At 64.8% G+C, this 22,048-nt stretch carries 20 protein-coding genes; 9 read left to right on the top strand and 11 right to left on the bottom strand.

The annotated features are described in order from the left end of the window. Positions 1–48: 48 nt before the first annotated feature. The 5 genes from K2W81_RS12030 to dapA form a co-directional block, all read right to left on the bottom strand. Positions 49–2,022, bottom strand: a complete 1,974-nt coding sequence (locus K2W81_RS12030; RefSeq protein WP_294104654.1) for a M13 family metallopeptidase — start codon at positions 2,020–2,022, stop codon at positions 49–51. A gap of 153 nt (positions 2,023–2,175) precedes the next feature. After that, a complete protein-coding gene (locus K2W81_RS12025) occupies positions 2,176–4,236 on the bottom strand; it encodes a M13-type metalloendopeptidase (protein WP_294104608.1) in 2,061 nt (686 codons plus the stop codon). A 118-nt stretch (positions 4,237–4,354) separates the two neighbouring features. Further along, the gene (gene smpB, locus K2W81_RS12020; RefSeq protein ID WP_294104607.1) at positions 4,355–4,837 is read right to left on the bottom strand and encodes an SsrA-binding protein SmpB; all 483 of its coding nucleotides are present in this window, start codon (positions 4,835–4,837) and stop codon (positions 4,355–4,357) included. A gap of 106 nt (positions 4,838–4,943) precedes the next feature. Next, complete coding sequence (locus tag K2W81_RS12015; RefSeq protein WP_294104606.1) at positions 4,944–5,360, bottom strand: endonuclease domain-containing protein; 417 nt, start codon at positions 5,358–5,360, stop codon at positions 4,944–4,946. Positions 5,361–5,419: 59 nt separating this feature from the next. Next, entirely contained in the window at positions 5,420–6,304 is an 885-nt protein-coding gene (gene dapA, locus K2W81_RS12010; RefSeq protein ID WP_294104605.1) for a 4-hydroxy-tetrahydrodipicolinate synthase, read from the bottom strand. Between the two features lie 100 nt (positions 6,305–6,404). Here dapA and K2W81_RS12005 point away from each other — a divergent pair, with 100 nt between their 5' ends. Both K2W81_RS12005 and K2W81_RS12000 read left to right on the top strand, forming a co-directional pair. After that, positions 6,405–8,384: a lytic transglycosylase domain-containing protein gene (locus K2W81_RS12005; protein WP_294104603.1), complete on the top strand. Its 1,980-nt coding sequence runs from the start codon at positions 6,405–6,407 to the stop codon at positions 8,382–8,384. 13 nt (positions 8,385–8,397) lie between these two features. Further along, positions 8,398–8,880 (top strand): GreA/GreB family elongation factor, encoded by a 483-nt coding sequence (locus tag K2W81_RS12000; RefSeq protein WP_294104601.1) that lies wholly within the window; start codon positions 8,398–8,400, stop codon positions 8,878–8,880. Positions 8,881–8,925: 45 nt separating this feature from the next. Here the strand turns inward: K2W81_RS12000 and K2W81_RS11995 are convergent, their stop codons facing one another. Next, positions 8,926–10,455 (bottom strand): peptidase S10, encoded by a 1,530-nt coding sequence (locus tag K2W81_RS11995; protein WP_294104600.1) that lies wholly within the window; start codon positions 10,453–10,455, stop codon positions 8,926–8,928. Positions 10,456–10,655: 200 nt separating this feature from the next. Between K2W81_RS11995 and K2W81_RS11990 the strand changes: the two genes are divergently transcribed. Next, entirely contained in the window at positions 10,656–10,925 is a 270-nt protein-coding gene (locus K2W81_RS11990; protein ID WP_366932248.1) for an acylphosphatase, read from the top strand. On the opposite strand, the gene K2W81_RS11985 is transcribed toward K2W81_RS11990, so the two are convergent. Further along, on the bottom strand, positions 10,915–11,883 hold the full coding sequence (locus K2W81_RS11985) for a hypothetical protein (RefSeq protein WP_294104597.1): 969 nt from the start codon (positions 11,881–11,883) through the stop codon (positions 10,915–10,917). The genes K2W81_RS11990 and K2W81_RS11985 overlap by 11 nt on opposite strands. Positions 11,884–11,984: 101 nt before the next feature. On the opposite strand from K2W81_RS11985, the gene K2W81_RS11980 reads away from it, so the two are divergent. The 4 genes from K2W81_RS11980 (at position 11,985) to K2W81_RS11965 (ending at position 15,166) form a co-directional block, all read left to right on the top strand. Continuing rightward, positions 11,985–13,451 carry a M48 family metalloprotease gene (locus K2W81_RS11980; protein WP_294104595.1) on the top strand — a complete coding sequence of 489 codons (1,467 nt, stop codon included), beginning with the start codon at positions 11,985–11,987 and terminating at the stop codon, positions 13,449–13,451. Positions 13,452–13,497: 46 nt separating this feature from the next. Then, entirely contained in the window at positions 13,498–14,070 is a 573-nt protein-coding gene (locus tag K2W81_RS11975; RefSeq protein WP_294104593.1) for a Uma2 family endonuclease, read from the top strand. A 104-nt stretch (positions 14,071–14,174) separates the two neighbouring features. After that, entirely contained in the window at positions 14,175–14,780 is a 606-nt protein-coding gene (locus K2W81_RS11970; protein ID WP_294104591.1) for a Uma2 family endonuclease, read from the top strand. Next, positions 14,777–15,166: a hypothetical protein gene (locus tag K2W81_RS11965; protein ID WP_294104589.1), complete on the top strand. Its 390-nt coding sequence runs from the start codon at positions 14,777–14,779 to the stop codon at positions 15,164–15,166. The genes K2W81_RS11970 and K2W81_RS11965 overlap by 4 nt, the downstream gene beginning before the upstream one ends. Here K2W81_RS11965 and ettA read toward each other — a convergent pair. Continuing rightward, positions 15,132–16,811: an energy-dependent translational throttle protein EttA gene (gene ettA, locus K2W81_RS11960; RefSeq protein WP_294104587.1), complete on the bottom strand. Its 1,680-nt coding sequence runs from the start codon at positions 16,809–16,811 to the stop codon at positions 15,132–15,134. The two genes, K2W81_RS11965 and ettA, sit on opposite strands and share 35 nt — an antisense overlap. 87 nt (positions 16,812–16,898) lie before the next feature. Next, positions 16,899–17,948, bottom strand: coding sequence for a 50S ribosomal protein L11 methyltransferase (locus tag K2W81_RS11955; protein ID WP_294104584.1), 1,050 nt, complete (start codon positions 17,946–17,948; stop codon positions 16,899–16,901). A 98-nt stretch (positions 17,949–18,046) separates the two neighbouring features. Here K2W81_RS11955 and K2W81_RS11950 point away from each other — a divergent pair, with 98 nt between their 5' ends. Then, on the top strand, positions 18,047–19,456 hold the full coding sequence (locus tag K2W81_RS11950) for a M20/M25/M40 family metallo-hydrolase (RefSeq protein ID WP_294104582.1): 1,410 nt from the start codon (positions 18,047–18,049) through the stop codon (positions 19,454–19,456). A 42-nt stretch (positions 19,457–19,498) separates the two neighbouring features. Next, positions 19,499–19,756, top strand: coding sequence for a hypothetical protein (locus K2W81_RS11945; RefSeq protein ID WP_294104580.1), 258 nt, complete (start codon positions 19,499–19,501; stop codon positions 19,754–19,756). A 78-nt stretch (positions 19,757–19,834) separates the two neighbouring features. Here the strand turns inward: K2W81_RS11945 and K2W81_RS11940 are convergent, their stop codons facing one another. Further along, the gene (locus K2W81_RS11940; RefSeq protein WP_294104578.1) at positions 19,835–21,199 is read right to left on the bottom strand and encodes a HAMP domain-containing sensor histidine kinase; all 1,365 of its coding nucleotides are present in this window, start codon (positions 21,197–21,199) and stop codon (positions 19,835–19,837) included. A gap of 30 nt (positions 21,200–21,229) precedes the next feature. Further along, positions 21,230–21,907, bottom strand: coding sequence for a response regulator transcription factor (locus tag K2W81_RS11935; protein WP_294104576.1), 678 nt, complete (start codon positions 21,905–21,907; stop codon positions 21,230–21,232). Between the last annotated feature and the right edge of the window lie 141 nt (positions 21,908–22,048).

The following is a 22,048-nucleotide window of genomic DNA, read 5'->3' as shown; positions in this document are numbered from 1 at the left end:
GTCAAGTCCCTGCCGCGCACAACCTGCTGCACCGCAGTGGAAAAGCGTTTACCAGATGCGCACGCGCGCTTCGGGGGCAAGGTACATCTTCTGCCCCGGCTTGGCGCCGAACGCGGCGTACCAGGCATCGATGTTGCGCACGGTCCACACCCGCTGCTCGGCGGGCGAATGCGGATCGGTGAGCAGCCGGTTGCGCAGATCATTGTCGCGGTGGCGCCGCTGCCAGACTTGCGCATAGCCAAGGTAGAAGCGCTGATCGCCGGTGAAGCCGTTGATCACGCGGGCGGGCTTGCCGCCCAATGACTTGTGATAGGCGTCGAGCGAGGCGGCGAGCCCGGCGAGATCGGCGGTATTCTCCCCCAGGGTCAGCGCGCCCTTCACATGGAAGCCGGGCAGCGGTTCATAGCCGTCATATTGCGCGACGAGTTGGTCGGTACGCTTTTTGAACGCGGCGACATCGGCGGGGGTCCACCAGGTCGCGAGCTTGCCCTTGGGGTCGAACTTCGATCCCTGATCGTCGAAATGGTGGCTGATCTCATGGCCGATCACCGCGCCGATGCCGCCATAATTCACCGCCGGATCGGCCTTGGGATCGAAGAACGGCGGCTGCAGGATTGCCGCCGGGAAGGTGATCGCGACCAAGGTCGGGTTCGCCTGCGCGTTCACCGTCATCGGGGCGAGGCCCCATTCCCAGCGATAAACCGGCTTGCCGAGCTTGTTGATGTTATAGTTGTGCGCCCATTGGTTCGCGCGCAGCTGATTACCGAACGCATCACCGGCCTTCATTTCGAGCGCCGAATAATCGCGCCACTGCGACGGGTAGCCGATGCGCGGCGTGAAATTGGCGAGCTTCACGCGCGCCGCCGCCTTGGTTTCGGGGGACATCCAGTCGAGCTTGTCGATCCGCGCACTCATCGCGGTGAGGATGTTCTTGACGAGCGTATCGGCCGCCGCCTTGGTCGCGGGCGGGAAATATTTGGCGACATAGATTTTGGAGACTTCATCGGTCACCGCGCCCGACGTCCAGTTGACCGCGCGCTTCCAACGGAGCTGCTGTTCGGGCGTGCCGCGCAATTCGGTGCCGTAGAAAGCGAAACTTTCCTTGTCGAAGGCGCTCGGCAAGACGCCCGCAAATTCGTCGAGCGAGCGGATCAGCAATTGATCCTTGAGCACGTCGATCGGTGCGTCGGCGATGACCTTGGCGATGCCGGCAACCGCGCTCGGCTGGCCGACGACGACGGTTTCGGTGGGGGTGCCGACACCCTTGAAATAGGTCGCGAAATCGAAGCCCGGTGCCATTTCGACAAGCTGGGCGACGCTCATCTTGTTATAGGTCTTGTCGGCGTCGCGGCTCTGGACGTTCGTCCAGTGCGCCTGAGCGATCTGGGTTTCGAGCTCGACCACGGCCTTCGCCCGCGCCTCCGCATTGGCTTCGCCGGCGAGGCCGAACATGCGCGCAATATGCCCCTGATAGGCCGCCTTGGTCGCTTGCAGCTTGGCATCGGTGCTGAGGTAATAATCGCGATTGGGCATGCCGATACCGGCTTGCCGTACGCTGACGGTGTAGCTGTCGGGGTCCTTCGCATCGGTCGACACGCCGATGCCGAACGGCACTGGCACGCCACTCCGGTCGGCTTCGATCGCCAGCGCAAGGTAATCGGCCTTCGACGACGCCGCCTTGATCCGCGCGAGCCACGGCCTGATCGGCGTCAGGCCCTTGGCCTCGATCGTCGCGGTGTCGAGATAAGCGGCATAGGCGTTGCCGATCTTCGACGCCGGGTCCTTGGTCGCGGCTTCGAGCAACCCGCGCGTGCGCATTTGCGACAGGTCGGCGAGCGTATCGAACGCACCGAAGCTGGGCTTGTCGTTGGGGATTTCGGTGCGCTTGACCCAGCCACCATCGGCGAAGCTGAAGAAATTGTCGCCCGCCGCGACTGATCGGTCCATGCCGGTCTCATCAAAGCCAAAGGTGCCGATTGTCGGCTTGGTCGCGGCGGGCTTGCCCGGGGCGGCGAACGCCATGCCGGCAACGATTCCAGCGATGGCGGCGCCCGAAGCGATCGTGGCGATAGTCTTGCGGTGCATCATTCTCTCCCTGATTTTTTGAGCGCGCGGCGCCCCAAAAGCAGGAAAGGGCGACACCCCGCGGGTGCCGCCCCTTCCCTGTTCAACGATTTACCAGATGCGGACCCGAGCCGCTGGCGCGAGATATTGCTTCTCGCCGGGCTTGGCGCCGAAAGCGGCGTACCACGGATCGAGATTGCGCACCGTCGCCGTGCGATATTCGCCGGGCGAGTGCGGATCGCTGAGCAGTTGCGAGCGCAGCGCCTGTTCCTTGTACTTGGTCCGCCACACCTGCGCCCAGCCGAGGTAGAAGCGCTGATCGCCGGTCATCCCGTCAATCACCGGCGCAGGCTTGCCGCCCAATGACTTGTGATAGGCGTCGATTGCCACCGACAGCCCGGCGAGATCGGCGATATTCTCGCCCAAGGTCAGCCCGCCCTGCACTTTCTGGCCCGGCAGCGGCTCATAGGCATCATATTGCTTGACGAGCTGCGCGGTCAGCTTGTCGAAGGCGTCGATGTCGGCCTTGGTCCACCATTCGGCCAGCTTGCCGGTTGGATCATATTTGCGGCCCTGATCGTCGAAATGATGGCTGATTTCGTGGCCGATCACCGCGCCGATGCCGCCATAATTGACCGCCGGATCGGCCTTGGCGTCGAAGAACGGCGGCTGCAGGATCGCGGCGGGGAAGACAATCTCGTTCATCACCGGATTGGCATAGGCATTGATCGTCATCGGCGTCATGAACCATTCGGTCCGGTCGATCGGCTTGCCGAGCTTGGCAATCCCGCGCGCATATTCGAACGCATTGGCGCGCGCGATATTGCCGACCAGATCGTCGCGCTTCACCTCAAGCGCCGAGTAATCGCGCCAGCGGCTGGGGTAGCCAATCTTGGGCGTGAACGACGCGAGCTTGGTCCGCGCCTTGGCCTTGGTCTCGGGGCTCATCCAGGTCAGCTTGTCGATGCGCGCGCCCATTGCCGCGATTACATTCTTGACGAGCGTGTCCGCCGCCGCTTTGGTCGCGGGCGGGAAATAACGCGCGACATATTCCTTGCCGATTTCCTCGCCAAGCGCGCCCGACGTGGCCGCGACAGCGCGCTTCCAGCGATCGCGTTGCACCGCCTGCCCCGACAGGATCGGGCCGTAGAAGCTGAAATTGGCGTCGTCGATCGGCTTGGCGAGATAGCCCGCAAAGCTGCGCACGACCCGCAGCTTGGCATAATCGCGCAGCACCTCGATCGGCGTGTCGGCAAAGGCCTTGGCCTCACCCGTGATCGCGCTGGACTGCGCCACGACGAAATTCTGTTCGCCCGCGACACCCAGCGCGGTGCGGATCGCGCCCCATGGCATGCCCGGCGCCTTGGCGTCGAAATCGTCCGCCGACCATTTGTTATAGGTCTTGTCCGAATCGCGCGATTCGATCGCGGTCCAATGCGCCGTCGCGAGCGACTTTTCGAATTCGAACACGGCTTTCGCACGCGCCTCGGCATTGTCGCCTTCGCCGATCAGGCCGAGCATCTTGGCGATGTTCGCCTGATACGCCGTGCGGACCGCGTCGAGCTTGGGATCGGCCTTCACATAATAATCGCGGTTGGGCAGCGCGATGCCGCCCTGACCGATGTTGACGATATAGATGTCGGGCGCCTTTTCATCCTGATTGACGAAGAAGCTGATCAACCCGCCGACGCCCTGCCGCTGGAGTTTGGCCATTTCGGTTGCGAGCGCGGTCTTGTCGGTCGCGCCGTTCAGCGCCGTCAGCCAGGGCTGGATCGGGGCGACGCCCTTCGCGTCGATCGCGGCCTGATCCATATAGCTGGCGAAGAAATCGCCGATCTTGCTGCCCGGCTTGGCGGCGGCTTCGTCGAGGATCGCCTTGGTCTGCGCGAGGCTGCGATCCTGCAGCACGTTGAACATGCCGTAAGCGGCGCGGTCTGCCGGAATCTCGGTCTTGGTCAGCCAGCCGCCACCGGCGTAGCGGAAGAAGTCGTCACCCGGCTTGACGCTCGCGTCCATGCCGGCGGCGTCAAAGCCATAGCTGCCGATCTCGGGCTTGGCCGCTTTGGCCTTGGCTGGCGGCGTAGCGGGCGCAGGCGCGCCGGATTTGGCAACGGCGATGCCGGCAATCGCAGCAGTGGCGAGCAAGGTCGTAACGATCAGCGAGGAACGCATGGAATATCCTTTGCGTGTTTTGGAGGGCATGCGCCGTGTCATAACCAAACGTGCCGGGGCGTCAAACCGGTATCGCATGCAACCAGCGGCTCGAAATACCGCCGCTGGATCAGGGACGTCAGCCGCGGTCGCGCATGATCCGGGCGGCGTCGCGCTTCCAGTCGCGTTCCTTGATCGCGTCGCGCTTGTCATGCGCCTGCTTGCCCTTCGCCAGCGCGAGTTCGACCTTCGCACGGCCGCGCCCGTTGAAGAAGATGGAGAGCGGCACCAACGTCATCCCCTGCCGCGCAACCGCGCCGTGGAGCTTGTTGATCTCGCGTTCGTGGAGCAGCAATTTGCGCGCACGCTTGGGCTCGTGGTTATAGCGATTGCCGTGGCTGAATTCGGGGATGTTCGAATTGATCAGCCACACCTGCCCGTCGCTGACCTCGGCATAGCTTTCGGCGATCGACCCTTCGCCGAAGCGCAGCGATTTGACCTCGGTGCCGGTGAGCGCGATGCCCGCCTCGTACACCGTCTCGATCGCATAGTCGTAGCGCGCGCGCCGGTTCTCGGCGACGGTCTTCTTCTTGTCGAATACAGGCGGCTTGGGGCGCGGCATAAGGGAGAGGCATGTAGGGAGGGTGAGCGCGGAAGGGAAGCGGCGATCCAGCCCCCTCCACCACGCCTGCGGCGCGGTCCCCCTCCCCCGCTAAAGCGGTGGAGGTTCAAAAATCCTCCCTCGGAGCATCGCTCCGGGGGAGGGGGACCGCGCCCGCAGGGCGTGGTGGAAGGGGATCGACGCTCGCGAGAATCAGGCGGATCACGGCATCCAAGTCAGTCAGCACGGCTTTGGCCGATATCCGGAGCACCCGCACCCCCTGCCCCTCAAGCCAAGCGTCCCGCTCAGCATCCCTTGCCGGCCGATCGCCATAATCATGCGCCTCGCCATCGACCTCGATCGCGAGTCGAGCGGGCGCGCAATAGAAGTCCAGGTCGTACGGGCCTCCGGGATGCTGGCGACGGAAGCGATGGCCGCCCGGCGACTGGCGGAGTTGCTGCCAGAGGAGGACTTCGGGGAGCGACATTTTGCGGCGGAGTTGCCGCGCGTTGCGTTTGGATTGAGCATCGCCCTTCAATCGCATCGGCCCCCTCCACCACGCCTTCGGCGCGGTCCCCCTCCCCCGCTAAAGCGGTGGAGGATCTAGATTAGCCCTGCCCTTTCAAGCGCCGCATCCACCGCGCGCTGGCTGGCTTCGCTGGGCCAGGTCATCGGCAGGCGCAGCGCCGTGGGGAAACCGGGGCGGACCCGGCTCATCGCGTATTTTACCGGTCCCGGCGACGCATCGGTGAACATCGCGAGATGCAGCGGGAACAGCAGGTCGTGGAGACGCAGCGCTTCGGCACGGTTGCCTGCCGCCCACGCCTTCTGGAAATCGGCGCAGAGGCGTGGGGCGACATTGGCGGTGACCGAAATCGTCCCCAGCCCGCCCATCGCGTTGAAGGCCAGCGCGGTTTCGTCATTGCCCGACAGCTGGATGAAGCCTTCGCCGCACGCCAGCCGTTGCTGCGTCACCCGGCCGAGATTGCCGGTGGCGTCCTTCACCGCGACAAAGCTCGCCGGAAACGCCTGCACCAGCCGCGCCATCGTCTCGACCGCGATATCGGTCACGGTGCGGCCAGGCACATTGTAAAGCATCACCGGCAAGTCGCAGCTTTCGGCGACGGCCTTGAAATGCTGGAAAATGCCTTCCTGCGACGGGCGGTTGTAATAGGGCGGCACCATCAGCGCGGCGTCGGCACCTGCGGCTTTGGCAGCGGCGATGTTCTGGATTGCGACGCGGGTGTCGTTCGACCCGGCGCCCGCGATCACCGGCACGCGCCCTGCCGCCTGTTCGACACAGATGCGAACTACGCCGAAATGCTCGTCGGCGGACATCGTCGCGGCCTCGCCAGTGGTGCCGCACGGGACCAGCCCGGCCGATCCTTCGGCGATCTGCCACTCGATCAGCTCGCGATATGGGGCCTCGTCAAAGCTGCCGTCGGCGGCGAAGGGCGTGACGAGCGCGGGAATGGAACCGGAAAACATGGGATAAAGCGCTCCGCTGGGTCGGTGAACTGTCGCACATGCTCGGAACCGGGACAGTTTGTTAGGCGACAGATAAGATTGAATCCCCTATCATGTCCACATGATCGCCGGGGCGTATAAATCGATTTTGCTGCTCGCTGCCGCCGGCGGGCTGATCAGCACGAGCGCGATATCGCAGGATCAGCTCGACGCTTATCGTCAGCAGCTCCAGCAAATGCCGACGTCGGATGCGATCGCGAGCGCGATCACCCAGTGGAAACAGGTCCAGCAGTCCGACAGCTACAGCTTCGACACTTATGCCCAGTTCCTGCTCGCGCATCCCGGCTGGCCGGGCGAAGCCGCGCGGCGCAAGGCTGCCGAACGCGCGCTCGATACCGCGAGCTGGTCGCCGGGGGTGGCGGTCAGCTATTTCCGCAAATTCCCGCCACTGACGGGGACGGGCGGGGTGCGCTTTGCCCAGGCGCTTGCCTCGACGGGTCAGCCTGCCGAAGCCAATGCGGCGGCGCGGGCAGCGTGGTTGCAGGGCGCGCTGTCGCCCGCCGATGAAGCCGTGGTGCTCACCAGTTTTTCAAGCGCGCTCACACTGGCGGATCACGACGCGCGGATGGATGCGTTGCTCTGGGCCGGCGCGACCGGGTCGGCGCAGCGGCAATTGTCGCTCACCAGCGCCGACAAGCGCCCGCTGTTCGAAGCCCGACTCGCGCTACGGGCCAAGGCGGCTGACGCTGCCGACAAGCTCGCGCTGGTCGAGGCACGCTTTGCCGGTGACGCGGGCCTCGTCGCTGATCGCACGGTGTGGCTGCGTGCGAGCAATCGCTGGAGCGAGGCACGCGCGCTCCTCGCCCGCCCGCATGGCTTTACCGCGCCGCCGCGCGATACCGCCAACTGGTTCGAGCTGATGCTCACCAATGCGCGCGGTGCCGCTGCCGATGCGCAATATCAGACCGCGTTCGACATCGCGCGGCAAGTCGATGACGCGTATCCGGCGGGCACCGATGTCAGCACGCGCAGCTATGCCGAACGCGACGCCTATACCGATCTGATGTGGCTCGCCGGCCGCACCGCGCTCAACACGCTTGGCAAGCCCGGTGACGCCGCTGGCCTGTTCGAGCGCTATGCCGGTGGCTCGGCGTCGCCCACGGTGCGGTCTAAGGGGCTGTATTGGGCCGGCCGCGCCGCGCTGGCGGCCGGGCAGACCGCGCAGGCCAATGCGCTGTTCGATCGCGCCGCACGTTACCGCGACCAGTTTTATGGCCAGCTCGCGAGCGAAAAGCTCGGTCGCGCGCTCACCGCGCCGCCTGATGCGGCCCCGCGCCCGGTCGACAAACCCGTGCGTGATGCTTTCTACAACCGCGAGACGGTGCGCGCCGCGCGCTACCTCGGCACGGTTGGCGCGCATGAGGACCAGACCGCTTTCGTCCGGCAGATCGCGCTCGACGCCAAGTCCGACAGCGATCATGTGCTCGCGACCGAATTGTCGCGCAGCCTTGGCCGCCCTGATCTCGGCGTGATGGTCGGCAAGAGCGCGCTGCTCAACGGCCTGTCCGATTATGCCGCGACCGGCTATCCGAGCGTCAAGGTGCCCGATGGCGCGGCGGACGCCTGGACGATGATCCATGCGATTGCGCGGCAGGAAAGCCAGTTCGACCGCGCCGCCGTCAGCCGCGCGGGCGCGCGCGGGCTGATGCAATTGATGCCGGGCACCGCGCGCCAGGCCGCCAACGGCCTTGGCCTCGCCTATGACAGCAGCGCGCTGACCGCCAACACCGATTACAATATCCAGCTCGGGTCGAGCTATTTCCAGAAGCTGCTCAATCTCTATGGCAGCTATCCGCTCGCGGTCGCGGCGTATAATGCGGGCGGCGGCAATGTGAACAAATGGCTCGCGGCGAACGGCGATCCGCGCCAGGGCCAGATCGACATGATCGACTGGATCGAGGCGATCCCGTTCAGCGAGACGCGCGGCTATGTCCAGCGCGTGCTCGAAAACGCCGTTGTCTATGACCTGCTCAACCCCGAGCGCAGCCGATCACAGGGGCAGGCACGGCTGAGCTGGTATCTGGGCCGCAAGCCGGGCTAACCTCGCCCGCAGCATGGACCACCCCAATTACATCACCCCTGCCGGTTACGCGGTGCTGCGTGCCGAGTACGACCTGCTCCTCGGCGAAGAACGCCCGCGCATCGTTGATGTCGTGTCCTGGGCGGCGGGCAATGGCGACCGGTCGGAAAATGGCGATTACATCTATGGCCGCAAGCGGCTGCGCGAGATCGACCGGCGGCTCGGCTGGCTGTCGAAGCGGATGAAGGCGGCGAAGGTGATCGACCCGGCGCGGGCGCCCGACAAAAGCCGTATCTGGTTCGGCGCGACCGTAACGATCGCCGACCCCGACGACAATCAGCGCGTGCTGACCTTGCTCGGCGACGACGAAGCCGATGCGAACGCGGGCACGATCGGCTGGAGCGCGCCGATCGCGCGCGCCTTGCGCGGTGCGGCGATTGGCGACACGCGGCGCGTCACGCTCCCCGCCGGGGTGTGCGATTATGAAGTGCTGGCGATCACTTATCCGGACGCCTAAAGGCATCGAAGTTGGTCTGGTCGTGCGTGCGGTGACCCCGGCATTTCATCGGGCCTTGATGAAGGCTCGGATATCGGCCGAAAGCTTGGTCAGATCGGCATCGCGCACATACATCATGTGGCCCGCGCCATAATAATGGAACTGGACGCGATCGGTAGGGATACCGGTCCGGTTGAGCGAGAGTTCCGCCCCGAAGAAGGGCGTCGCAAAGTCGTAATAGCCCTGGCCGACAAAGATCCGGAGCCCCGAGTTTTCCCGCAGCGCCTTGCCCAGATAGGGCGCGACGTTGACATAGACTTGGCCATCGCGGTTGGCGCCATCGAGCCGCCAGTCCCAGGGGCCGACCGGGCCGATCGTCACATAGTCGCGCTCGGGCGAGAATTTCAGAACGTCGCGGGCATAGCTGTTGATCGCGGCAGTGTAGCTTGCGTCGATCGCGTAGAAGCTCGGATCATTGTCCGGCTCTTCACCCGCGCGGTCATAATCCTTGCCCGTGTAGCGCGCGTCAAGCCGCCCGATTGTCAGCCCGCGATCGCGCAGCAATTCCTTATAGAAGCGGCCCGACGAGACACGGAGATCGGCATTGTCGATAAACGTCTCGCTCAACCCGGTGAAGCGCGCGAGCTGGCGGCGGATGGCGGCGCGTTCGTCGGCCGCCAATTTGCTGCCCTTGAGCAGCGCGGCAGCATAAGGGCCGATCGCGAATTGCCGCGCTTCCTCAACGAGGGCGGCGACATCGGACGCACCGGGCACCTTGCCGTGGAGCTGCGCGGCGGCCGCCATCGACGGCAGGGTGACGACATAGGCCATTTCGTTGCCGGGCGTCTCTGCGCGCATGCTGAAATCGAGGATGGTCGAAATCAGGATCACGCCGTTTAGCGAAACGTCGTTATACTGCCCTTCGAGCTCGTTGACGACCGCTGCCGACCGCGTCGTGCCATAGCTTTCGCCGCCCAGGAATTTCGGGCTGTTCCAACGGCCATTTTCGGCCAGCCATCGGCGGATGAACTGGCCGATCGACCGCGCGTCCTTGCTGACGCCATAGAAATCCTTCGGATCGGTTTTGCCCAGCGCCCGGCTGAACCCGGTGCCGACCGGATCGATGAAGACAATGTCGGTCACGTCGAGCAGGCTCGCGGGATTGTCGACGATTGGATAGGGCGGCGCGCCATCATCGCGCGCGTCTGACGGGATCGCGACGCGCTTGGGGCCAAAGGCGCCCATGTGCAGCCATACCGAACCCGAACCCGGCCCACCGTTGAACAGAAAGGTGACCGGTCGGCTGGTCGGATCGGTCACGCCTTCCTTGACATAGGCGGTCGAAAAGATTGCGGCAGTCGGCTTGCCTTCCTTGTCTTTGAGATAGGTCTCACCCGCCGTCGCCTTATAGGCAACCGTAACGCCGCCGAACGTGCCCGAATGGCGCGTGATCGACACGACCGGCGGCGGAATGGCAGGATCTGCCGCTGACACTTGGCTGGCTGGCTCGACCTTGCGGTCCGACTGCGCCGTCGCAGCGCCGGAGCCAAGCAACACCGCCAGTGCCAGCATCAACGTCGCGACCGTCCAGTTCATGGCTTTCCCCCCAATCAATCAGGCCATGGTCGATGCCACATCGCGATCGACGACGAAAGCCACGGCTGCCTGATCGCTCTCGACCAAATCTGCCCCGATCGCGACGAATGGCGATTTGCTGCCCGCTGCATTTGGGATCGATGTGCTAAGCCGCGTTCGAGGGCGTCTTTCTCCGGGTAAAAAAAGTTAGAATCATGATGATGCGCCGGGTATTTGTGAGCGGCAAAGTGCAGCATGTCGGCTATCGCGACTGGATCGTGCGCCGAGCCGGAGAGCTGAAACTCGCGGGATGGGTGCGCAATTGCACCGACGGCCGCGTGGAAATCCTGATCGCGGGCGATGACGAGGCGACCGACGCGCTGGTCGATGCCGCACGCCAGGGTCCGCCCCGCGCGCGCGTGGATAACGTCGAAGCGCATCTCGCCGACGAACGCCTGCCCAAGGGCTTTACCAAGCGCTTTACGGCGTAAGGTCGGCGGGCGGCTCGCACAGCCCATAGCCGTCGATCGCCGCCATCAGCAGCGGCTTGACCTTGTCGCGCGGCAGCTTGGCGAGCGTTTGCAGCGGCATTGTCGCGCCGATCTTGGCCGCGAGCAGATAGCCCAGGAAATAGCCATAGCGCGGGGGGAACGCGCCCTTTGCCGCGTCGGCATAGAAAAATGGCGCATGGTCATCGGGTAGCGCCGACTCGAATTTGGCGCGCAGACTGCACATCGCCTCGCCAAGGCGCGGCTCGACTTCCGAGCGGATCGGGCGCGGCTCGGTGAGCAGCAGCGCGCGGTCGCTGGCGCCAGGGTTGAGCTGCGCGGCCACATAGGTCGCCATCCCCTCCTGCCACAGCGAGCACCAGAGCTGGGGGCAATCGCCGAAATATTTCTCGTGATAGATGTGGAACAGCTCGTGATCGAGGAACGGGCCGATCGTGGTCTCGTCATGGATCGCGGCAATGACGTCGGCGCCGAAGAACATGATCGTGCGCCCACCAATTGTCCGCGTGCCGCCATCCTGCTGGCCCATCGAATGGACGAGATAGACCGGCACGCTCAGACTGTAATCGGGGAAAGCCTGCGTGAAATGAGCCTGCCCGCGCGTGAAGGCGGCGCCAAAGGCAGCGGCGGTGGCGACAAATTTTTGGCGGGTCTGCGGAAAATCCCTCAGCCGCTGCGCGACGAGAATGTCGAACCTGGCTTGATTGGTGCCCTTGTCGTCGAAATAGCCAGGTAGAACCGGATCGAAGCGCGCGTGGAATGCTTTGACGCGATCGGCATCGGGCAAAGCCGCACTCTGATCGGCAAAGGCGACGAATTCAGGCGTCAGGTCGGTCAGTGTCCCGGCCTTGGCCGTGGCGGCGGCCTTGGGATCGGCCGGCCCCGCCCCGCTCCCCAACAATGCCATCGCGATCAGCAGCAACAGTCCTGGCGCACGCATCCCCGTTTCCCCGATTATCCCGCAACAAGCGCTGCTGATCAATCGACAGCCACGATCCGACACGACATGATGGCACGTCAAGACTCGTCGGGAGGGAAAACATGCGCCGTTCGATCACCACGATCGCTCTATCACTTGCTGCCACCACTTCGCTCGCTGCACCCGCCAGCGCGCAGCAGGGACCGGTCCAGCCGATCACGCCGCAGGAACGCGCGCAGGGTGACGCCGCCAATGGCGACATCGTCAGCCAATATGGCGGCGCCTATACCGCGCGGCAAAACGCCTATGTCGAAAGCATCGCGCGCCGGGTGGCGGTGCAATCGGGGCTGTCGACCGATCCCAAGGCCTTCACCGTCACCATTCTCGACACGCCGATCGACAATGCCTTCGCCATTCCCGGTGGCTATGTTTACGTCACACGCGGGCTGCTCGCGCTGGCCAATGACGAGGCCGAACTGGCGGGCGTGCTCGGCCATGAAGTCGGCCATGTCGCCGCGCGCCACAGTCGCAAGCGCCAGAACACCGCGACCCGCAACGCCATCCTCGGCATGCTCGGCCAGATTGCCGCGAGCGCGCTGATCAAGAACACCGACATCAGCAATCTGCTCGGACGCGGGATCGGCACCGGCACGCAGTTGCTGACGCTCAGCTATTCGCGCGGGCAGGAAACCGAGGCCGACAACCTCGGCATCAATTATCTGCGCGGCGCCACTTACGACACTGACGCCATGGCGTCGATGCTGGCCGATTTGTCGAACAAGACCGCGCTCGATCAGCGGCTGGCGGGGCGCACCGCCGCAACGCCTGCCTGGGCGAGCACGCACCCCGAACCGGGCAAGCGGGTCGCCGCCGCGCTGGAGCGCGCGCGCAGCGTCGGTGGCACCGACGCCCCGCGCAACCGCGACGCCTATCTCGCCGCGATCGACGGCCTGCTCTATGGCGATAACCCTCGGCAAGGCGTGGTCGAGGGACGGACGTTTCGCCACCCCGACCTGCGCATCACCTTCACCGTGCCGACCGGCTTCGCGCTGGCCAATGGCGCGCGCGTGGTGACGATCAGCGGCGAAGGCGCACAGGGTGAATTTTCGACCGGGGCCTATGCCGGCGATTTCCAACCCTATGTCGCGCGCGTGCTGCAAGCGCTGGGCGACAAGAATACGGCACCCCCGCCCTTCGAGCTGCGCCGCACGCGGGTGAACGGCTTTGACGCGGCCTATGCGACGGTCGAGGCCGCCGGTGGCAGCGGGCGGGTTGACGCGACGGTGTTCGTCATCGCGGTATCGCCGACCAAGGCTTACCACTTCACCGTCGTCGCGCCGCTCGGCTCTGGGCTTGGTCCGCTGGTTGACCTGCCCGCCAGCTTCCGCACGCTGACCGCTGCCGAGGCCGCCGCGATCAAGCCGCGCTTCGTGCGGATCGTGACGGTGAAAAAGGGCGAGACCACAGCGACAATCGCCGCGCGCATGGCCTATCCCGACGCCCAGCTCGAACGCTTCCTCGCGCTCAATGGGCTGGCGGATGGCGCGGTCCTGAAGCCGGGCGATAAGGTGAAGATCGTGGGCTATTGAAGGGCGGCGGATTGGTGATTTCGCGGGGTTCTGATAGGATTGGCGCATGACTGAAGTGCTGCCGCTCAACACGACGCCACTGCCGGTGAAGCTTCGGATCGAGGATTATCTCCTCCTCGATCGCTCGGGCGCGTTCGACGCCTATGCCAAGACCGAGCTGATCGATGGGGAGATTTTCTACATGAATGCCCAGCATCGGCCGCATGCGCGGATCAAGTCCCAGCTGTTCCTCGCGATCAGTGCGGCCTTGACGTCATCGGGGTCGCCGCTCGAGGCCTTGGTCGAAGCCAGCATCGCGATTCCTGATCGCGGCGTGCCAGAACCTGACATCGTATTGACGAGCGAACCCGAAGGCGAAGGGCTGATCCCGCTCGGGACGGTAGCGCTGGTGATCGAAGTCGCCGACACCACGCTCGCGAACGATCTCGGCGTGAAGGCGCGGCTTTATGCGCGGGCAGGCATCCCCGAATATTGGGTCGCCGATGTCGAGGCGAAGGTCATCCACCAGCTCTGGGCGCCTGAGGGCGAGGCCTATGCGCAGCACCGCGAAATGGCGTTCGGGGGGCGGATCGCGGCGGTGACGGTGGCGGGGTTGGTGGTGCAGAGGGTCGGTTTATGAACCTGCAAACGACCATCGGCCGACGTCCGCCGATCAAAATTACTTCTGCCAGCTTTTGGTGGTTGCGGAATCGCCCGACGTTCTCGGGATTCGTCAAAAGAGAATTGATCAAGGGCGAACTGCTCGGCGTGCCGCTCGGTGACGATGGCGAGCCAATCTCCGACGCGTCGGTCACCGTCAAACTGCTGGCCGACGACTACCAGCTGCTGTGCGACACTGGTGCCTTCGCCGAATACGGCAGGACGGAGCTGATCGATGGAAAGGTGTTCGAGGTGAGTCCGCAATATCGTCGGCATGGCATCGTCAAGATGGACCTGTACGATGCATTGCGCGACGCGCTCCGCGCCAACGGCTCGCCGTTCCGGCCTGTGATAGAATTCAGCCTCGCGCTGAGTCCGGTCAGCCTCCCCGAGCCGGATATCCTGCTGACGTCGGAACCAGTCGGGGACGGTCCGGTGCCGCTGGCGTCGGTGGCGCTGGTGGTCGAAGTCGCCAGCAGTACGCTCGCCGAAGATATGGGCACCGTGGCGGGGCTCTATGCAGCGGCGGGTATCCCCGAATATTGGGTCGCCGATGTCGAGGGCAAAGTCATCCACCAGCTTTGGGCGCCCGAGGGCGAGACCTATGCGCAGCGGCGCGAGGTGGCGTTCGGGGAGCGGATCGAGGCGGTGACGGTGGCGGGGTTGACGGTGACGAGTGCCGCCTTGTGAGTTTTGCTGATCGCTACAACGCCGACGGCTCGCGGATCCGCGCGGTCCTTGCCATCTTCGCGCTGATCGGATTCGGATTTGGCTGGGTCCTGCTCTATGCGCAGGGCTCAATGGTGATCCTCGATGCCGATGGCGTCGTAGATGAAGTCGTGCTTCGGGATTCGTCACGCCAAGTGAGCGCCATGCAATTGGTCGGTGGACTTTATGTGACCAATGCCCATCTCGAGGGCGAAGCGTTGGTTCGCTGCCGGAACGGTCGCGAGATCAATTACGGCTACTACACTGCCGCAACGCATATCTGGCAGACGATAGAGGCGAGCGACTGTAAGAACGCTCGCCTCCCGTCAACACTCACCGCGTCAGCTTCTTATACGCCAAACGCGTAGGCCGATCCGCCGCATCGCCCAACCGCCGCCTTTTGTCTTCTTCGTAGCTCTCGAAGTTCCCCTCAAACCACTCCACATGCGAATTCCCCTCGAACGCCAGGATATGCGTCGCCAGCCGATCCAGGAAGAAGCGGTCGTGGCTGATCACCACCGCGCAGCCTGCGAACGACTCCAACGCCTCCTCCAGCGCGCGCAGGGTTTCGACGTCGAGATCGTTGGTCGGTTCGTCGAGCAGCAGCACGTTGCCGCCCTCTTTCAGCATCTTGGCCATGTGGACGCGGTTGCGTTCGCCGCCCGAGAGCTGGCCGACTTTCTTCTGCTGGTCCTGCCCCTTGAAGTTGAACGCACCGACATAGGCGCGCGTGCCGAGTTCCTGCTTGCCAAAGCGGAATACGTCGGCGCCGTCGGAGATTTCTTCCCAGACATTCTTGTTGGGGTCGAGATCGTCGCGGCTCTGGTCGACATAGCCGAGCTTCACCGTCTGGCCGACTTCGATCGAGCCTTCGTCGGGCTGTTCCTGCCCGGTAATGAGTTTGAACAGGGTCGATTTGCCCGCGCCGTTCGGCCCGATCACGCCGACGATACCGCCCGGCGGCAGGGTGAAGTTCAGGTCCTCGAACAGCAATTTCTCGCCATAGGACTTGGTCAGCCCTTTGGCTTCGATCACGCGACCGCCGAGCCGTTCGGGCAGCTGGATGAGGATTTGCGCCTTGCCGACGCTGCGGTTTTCCTGCGCCGCCACCAGTTCGTCGAACGCACGGATACGCGCCTTGGACTTGGTCTGGCGTGCCTTGGGGCTCTGGCGAATCCAGGCGAGTTCGTCCTGGATCGCCTTTTGCTTGCCAGCATCCTCGCGCTCTTCCTGGTCGAGCCGCTTGGCCTTTTTCTCCAGATAGCCCGAATAGTTGGATTCGTAGGTGTAATAGCGCCCGCGATCGAGCTCGAGCACCCAGTTGACGACGTTATCGAGGAAATAGCGATCGTGGGTGACGAGGATGACGTTGCCGGCATATTCCTTCAGGAAATTTTCGAGCCAAGCGACGCTTTCGGCATCGAGGTGGTTGGTCGGTTCGTCGAGCAGCAGGATGTCGGGCTTTTCGAGCAGCAGCTTGCACAAAGCGACGCGGCGCTTTTCACCGCCCGAGAGATTGTCGACCGGCGCATCGCCGGGCGGGCAGCGCAGCGCCTCCATCGCCTGTTCGAGCTGGCTGTCGAGGCTCCAGCCATCCGCCGCGTCGATCTTGGCTTGCAGATCGCCCATTTCCTCCATCAGCGCGTCGAAATCGGTGTCGTCCTGCGGATCGCCCATTTCGGCCGAAATGGCGTTGAAGCGCTCGACCATCGTCGCGACCGGCCCCGCGCCGTCGCGGACATTGCCGATCACGTCCTTGGTCGGGTCGAGCTGCGGCTCCTGCGGCAGGTAGCCGACCTTGATGCCGTCGGCGGGCCAGGCTTCGCCGGTGTAATCCTTGTCGATGCCGCCCATGATTTTCATGAGGGTCGACTTGCCCGATCCGTTCGGGCCGATGATCGCGATCTTCGCAGTCGGCAGGAATTGCAGGCTGATGTTGTTGAGCACCGGCTTGGCGGCGCCCGGAAAGGTCTTGGTCAAGCCCTTCATCACATAGGTATATTGAACGGCCATGGCCGACGAGCTCCGTCATTTGGGGGTCGGGGAATTTGGCCGGGGACATAGCGATGCCCCCCGCGCTTGGCAACGCGCCGGAAGCGGTCAGGCGCGGGTAATGCTGATCCGGTTGCGGTCATGCGCCGCGTCGACCGCGATGGCATCGCCCGCCTGCGTCTCGACCGGATCGTCGAAGCGGTGGAAGCGCAGCCCCCAGTTCGACCACGCCCCGCCGGGCGGATTTTCGTAAGCAATCCCGGCGCAGAGTTCGAGCCGCAGCCACTGCACCACGCCGTCGATCCGCCCCCCACCCGAGACCATCGACCGTGTCCCGCGTTCGGGTGCTTGTCGCACCGGCGTGGCGAGATCGAACGCGAAGAGATCGATCGGATCGCTACGCAATTGCACATCCGGGTCGTCGGCCTTGATGCTGATCACGGGGGGCTTGAGCCGGTTGAAGGGTGCCAGATCAAAGCCGTCAAGATGATCGAGCGGGGCGCGGACAGGACTGTGGTCGGTCGCGAGCGCCACACGCACGGTCGCCCGCGCCGGAATGACGACCGGATCGGGCACGCACAGCGCGCGCAGCGCATGTTCGTGCGACGGGAGCACGCCTTCGCTGAGCACATTGTCGGCAATGATTTCGGAGACGAGGATATCGGCGCGGCCGCCGATATCGGTGTCGGTCAGGCTGGTCGAATGGCGATTGAGCAGCGTGACTTGCCGGTGCAGCCCATTGGCGACCAGCACGCCCTGCGCGGCCTGCGCGACGAGGCGATTGGCCTCGCACGTCACCACCTGCGCCGCGCCCGCCCGCGCGGCGTGCATCGCCAGAATGCCGCTGCCGGTGCCGATCTCCAGCACCCGCGCCCCCGGCCGATCGGCGAGCGCGCGGGCAATCGCATCGGCATAGGCGCGGTTGCGCGGCAGGTCGCTCAGGATCGAGAAATGCCAGCCGGGGATTTGGCGCAGCATCAGGCTGCGCGCGCGCGCCGCGACATTGGCATCGGCGCCCGCGACGATTTGCTCGCACAGGTCGATCATCTCATCGAAGCGCTGCGCCTCGACCATCATCTCGGCAATGCGCAGCAATGCGAGCGAGTCTCCCGCCGCTTTGGCGCGGAGCACGTCGATATGTTTGAGCGGATCGATCACCAAACTCCCTAGCAAGCGTCAACTCGCCGCGCCTTGGCATAGGCTGCGGATCGTACCAAGCGATTGCATCTTGGCGCCACCCGGCTAGGCTCGCGAGCATGAACCTTCGCCCCCTGCTCGCGGCCAGCGCGGCCTTCGCCCTGCCCTTTCTCATCCAACCCGCTACCGCCCAGCGCGCCGCACCGCCGCCCGCGCCCGCGCTCGACCCGCAAGTCGCCGTGCTTCGCGATGCCGCGCTCAAGGACGACGTCGCCTATGACATTGTCGAGGGACTGACCACTGAAGTCGGCCCGCGCATGGCCGGCACCGAAGCCGAAGCGCGGGCACGCGCCTGGGGCCTCACCAAGATGAAGGCGCTCGGCTTCAAAAATGTGCGGATCGAAACCGCGATGATGCGGACCTGGGTGCGCGGCGTCGAGACGGGCGAAGTCGTCAGCCCCTTCCCGCAAAAGCTGCAACTGACCGCGCTCGGCGGATCGGGCGCGACGCCGCCTGAGGGGATCACCGCCGAAATCGTTTATTTCCCGAGCTTTGCCGATCTCCAGCGCGCCCCCGACGGGAGCCTCAGGGGCAAGATCGCCTTTGTCTCCAACGCGATGGTCGCGACGCAGGACGGGTCGAGCTATGGCACCTTCGGGTCCGCGCGCTTCGTCGGCCCCAATCTTGCCGCCAAGAAGGGCGCCGTCGCGATGGTGATTCGCTCGATCGGCAGCGATCACGGGCGCGGGCCACACACTGGGCAGACCAATTTTGAAAAGGGCGTGACGCCAATCCCGGCGGCAGCGCTCTCCACCTCCGACGCTGACAATCTCAGCCGCATGGTCAAGCGGGGCAAGCCGATCACGCTCCACCTGACCTTGACACCGCGCGATCTGGGCATGACCGAAACGGGCAATGTCATCGGCGAAGTGCCGGGGACCGATCCCGATGCGGGGATCATCGTCGTCGGCGGGCATCTCGATAGCTGGGACCTTGGCACCGGCGCGATCGACGATGGCGCAGGCGTCGCGATCACGGCAGCAGCGGCCAAGCGGCTGCTCGACGGCCCCGCCCCGCGCCGGACGATCCGGGTGGTGTGGTTCGGCGATGAGGAAACCGGTGGCGCGGGCGCCGAAGCCTATTTCGCGGCGCACAAGGCCGAACGTCATGTGCTGGTGGCGGAATCGGATTTCGGGGCCGACCGGGTGTGGCGCGTCGCGTTCAAGCTGCCGCCCGCCGCAAGCGCGGTGGGCGACCGGGTCTATGCCGCCCTCGCGCCGCTCGGCATCGTGCGCTCACGCGAGGCGGCAGGCGGCGGCGCCGATGTCGCCCCGCTGGTGCGGGCAGGCGTCGCGGTGATCGATCTCAACCAGAGCGGCACGCGCTATTTCGACTATCATCACACGCCGGAGGATACGCTCGAGCGGATCGACCCCGTGCAGCTCGCACAAAATGTCGCGGCGTGGACGGCGATGCTGGCGGTTGTCGCCAACGCGCCCGAGGCACTCGATCCCGCCCCGGCCAAGTGAAGCCATGCAAGTCGATCGCGTTGTTCTCTGGGAGCAAATGAGGTGAAGAAGCTAGCGATCGCCGCCATCGGGCTGATCAGTCTGTCCGCCTGCAATCGTCCGCCCGAGGGCGCGGCCACCGAAAATCGGGGCGACGACATGGAGATGAAGGCCGACAATATGGAAGCGATGGCCGAATCATCGTCGAACGCGATGGCCGCCGACATGATGGAAAACAACGCCGACGACATTAATGCAAACGCCGACACTGTGGCCGAGCAGAGCGACGCAATGGCCACGAACAAGGCCGACAAAAAGTAGCCCGATCGACGGTTGACCGCCCTCGAAAGGCCGAGGGGCGCTTCCCCGCTAGTGTGGGCCCTGTGCAGCCGTCTAGCGTCAGCTGGCAGTCGGCAACCAAAGGGTCACGCGCAAGCCCGGCGCGTTGTCGCCGATTACCAGCCGCCCGCCGTGCGCGACGGCGATGGCGGACACGAGATTGAGCCCCAGTCCGTGACCGGCATTGGTACGACTCGAGTCGAGGCGCACGAACCGCCGGACGACACGCTCACGATCGGCCTCGGGGACGCCGGGGCCATTATCGGCGACGATCAACTGCACCCCGTCGGAGACGCGCTCGGCAAGGATGGCAATCGCCGTGCCGGGCGGCGTGTGGCGCTGGGCATTATCGAGCAGATTGATCAGCGCCTGCGCGATCAGCTCGCGGTCGCCGCGCACGCTCAGCCCCGGCACCACGCTTTGCGTCAGCGTCCGCCCGCCATCGGTGATGGCGGGGGCAAAGCTTTCCGACAAGTCCTCGACCAGAGCGGACACATTGATCGTGCTGAAACTGCGTTCGAGCGCCCCGCCCTCAACTTCGGAAATGCGCAGGATCGCGCTGAACAGCCGCAGCAATTCGTCGCTCTGGCGCAGCGCGCGGTCGAGCGCTGCGCGCTGCTGCTCAGGATCGGGCGCGCCGTTCTGCGCGAGCTCGATCTCGACGCGGAGTCGCGCCAGCGGCGTGCGCAGATCGTGCGCGACGTCGCTCGAAATCTGGCGCAGATTGTCGAGCAGCATCGTGATCCGGTCGAGCATGGCATTGAGCGCGCCGCCCAGCCGGTCGAACTCGTCACCGCGTGGGCCAAGCGGCATCCGCCGCCCGAGATTGCCGCCCGCGATATCCACGGCGGTCGCAACCACGACCTCAAACCGTCGTTGGAGGTAGCCGCCGAGCATCAGCGCGCCAATCGCGCCAACCACAATCGCAAGCGCAAATGCCGCAAGGCACAGCGCCAATATCGTCCGGTCGACCTGCTCAATCGCGTGATTGTCGAGCGCTACCGCAAGCCGCAGCCCAGGCGCTATGTCAGTTGAGAACAAGCGCGCCGGCACGCTTGCGTCATCGCGCTCGCGCACGGCGATGCGGTGCCAGCCAATCGCTGGGGCGCGGATCTGGAGCGTTCCGGCCATCCGCTTGCCGCGCGCATCGAACAAACCATAGCTGAAGCTGTTGCTGCCGCCGCCTGCCTCGCGCGCGTTGATCGCGCGGACGAGATCATCGAGCCCTTCGCGCCGATATTCGTCGGCGAGTTCGACGATCTCGACGCGGATACCTTCGTCTTGCTGGCGGCTGATTTCGGCGTCCGCAGCGAAATAAACGGCCATGCCCAGCGCAGCGATCGTGACCGCATAGACGACCGAATAAATCAGCGCGATCCGATAGGCTGCGCTCGCGTACCATTTGAGCTTTTTGCGATGCGGCATCGTCAGCGCCCGGCCGACGCGGGCGCCAGCCTAGTCATCGCCGCGCATGCGATAGCCGACGCCGCGCAAGGTCTGGATCGGATCGACATCAAAGCCTTCGTTGATCTTCGAGCGCAGGCGGCTGAGATGGCTTTCGACGATGTTGGTCTGCGGGTCGAAATGAAAACCCCAGACGATTTCGAGGAACATCGTGCGCGTGACGATCTTGCCCGCGTGGCGCATCAATTGCTCAAGCAGGGCGAATTCGCGCGGCTGGAGGTGGATTTCGCGCCCGTCGCGGCGGACTTCGCGCTTGATCAGATCCATCTCGATGCCCGCAACCGCAAGCCGGGTTGGCGAGTCGCTGATCGGCGGGCGCCGCATCAGCGCAGCAAGCCGCGCGGCCAGTTCGGGAAAGGCAAAGGGCTTGACCAGATAATCGTCGGCGCCTGCCTCAAGCCCGGCAACCCGGTCCCTTATCCCGCCAAGCGCCGTCAGCATCAGCACCGGGATACTCACGCCCGCAGCGCGCCAGCGCTGGACGACTTCGGTGCCATCGAGTTCGGGCAGCATCCGGTCGATGACCGCAACGTCGAAAGCTTCGCTGCCGCCCAGCTTCAGCGCGGCATCGCCGGTCGCGACGCGCACTACCTGATGGCCAAGCTCGACCAGCCCCTGGTCAACGAGCCGCGCCGTATCATCGTCATCTTCAGCCAGAAGTACCCGCATGCCGATGCCTTTACCGCAACCGTCCGGCAACGCCCGACATTTAATCCCAATGTTGATGAACGAATTGGTCGGGGAGACAGGATTCGAACCTGCGACATCCTGCTCCCAAAGCAGGCGCGCTACCAGACTGCGCCACTCCCC

The sequence above is a fragment of the Sphingomonas sp. genome (assembly GCF_019749955.1).
In the GTDB taxonomy this organism is placed as follows: Bacteria; Pseudomonadota; Alphaproteobacteria; order Sphingomonadales; family Sphingomonadaceae; genus Sphingomonas.
Note: the sequence above shows the minus strand (reverse complement) of the source record. Positions and strands in the feature narration are given on the sequence as shown.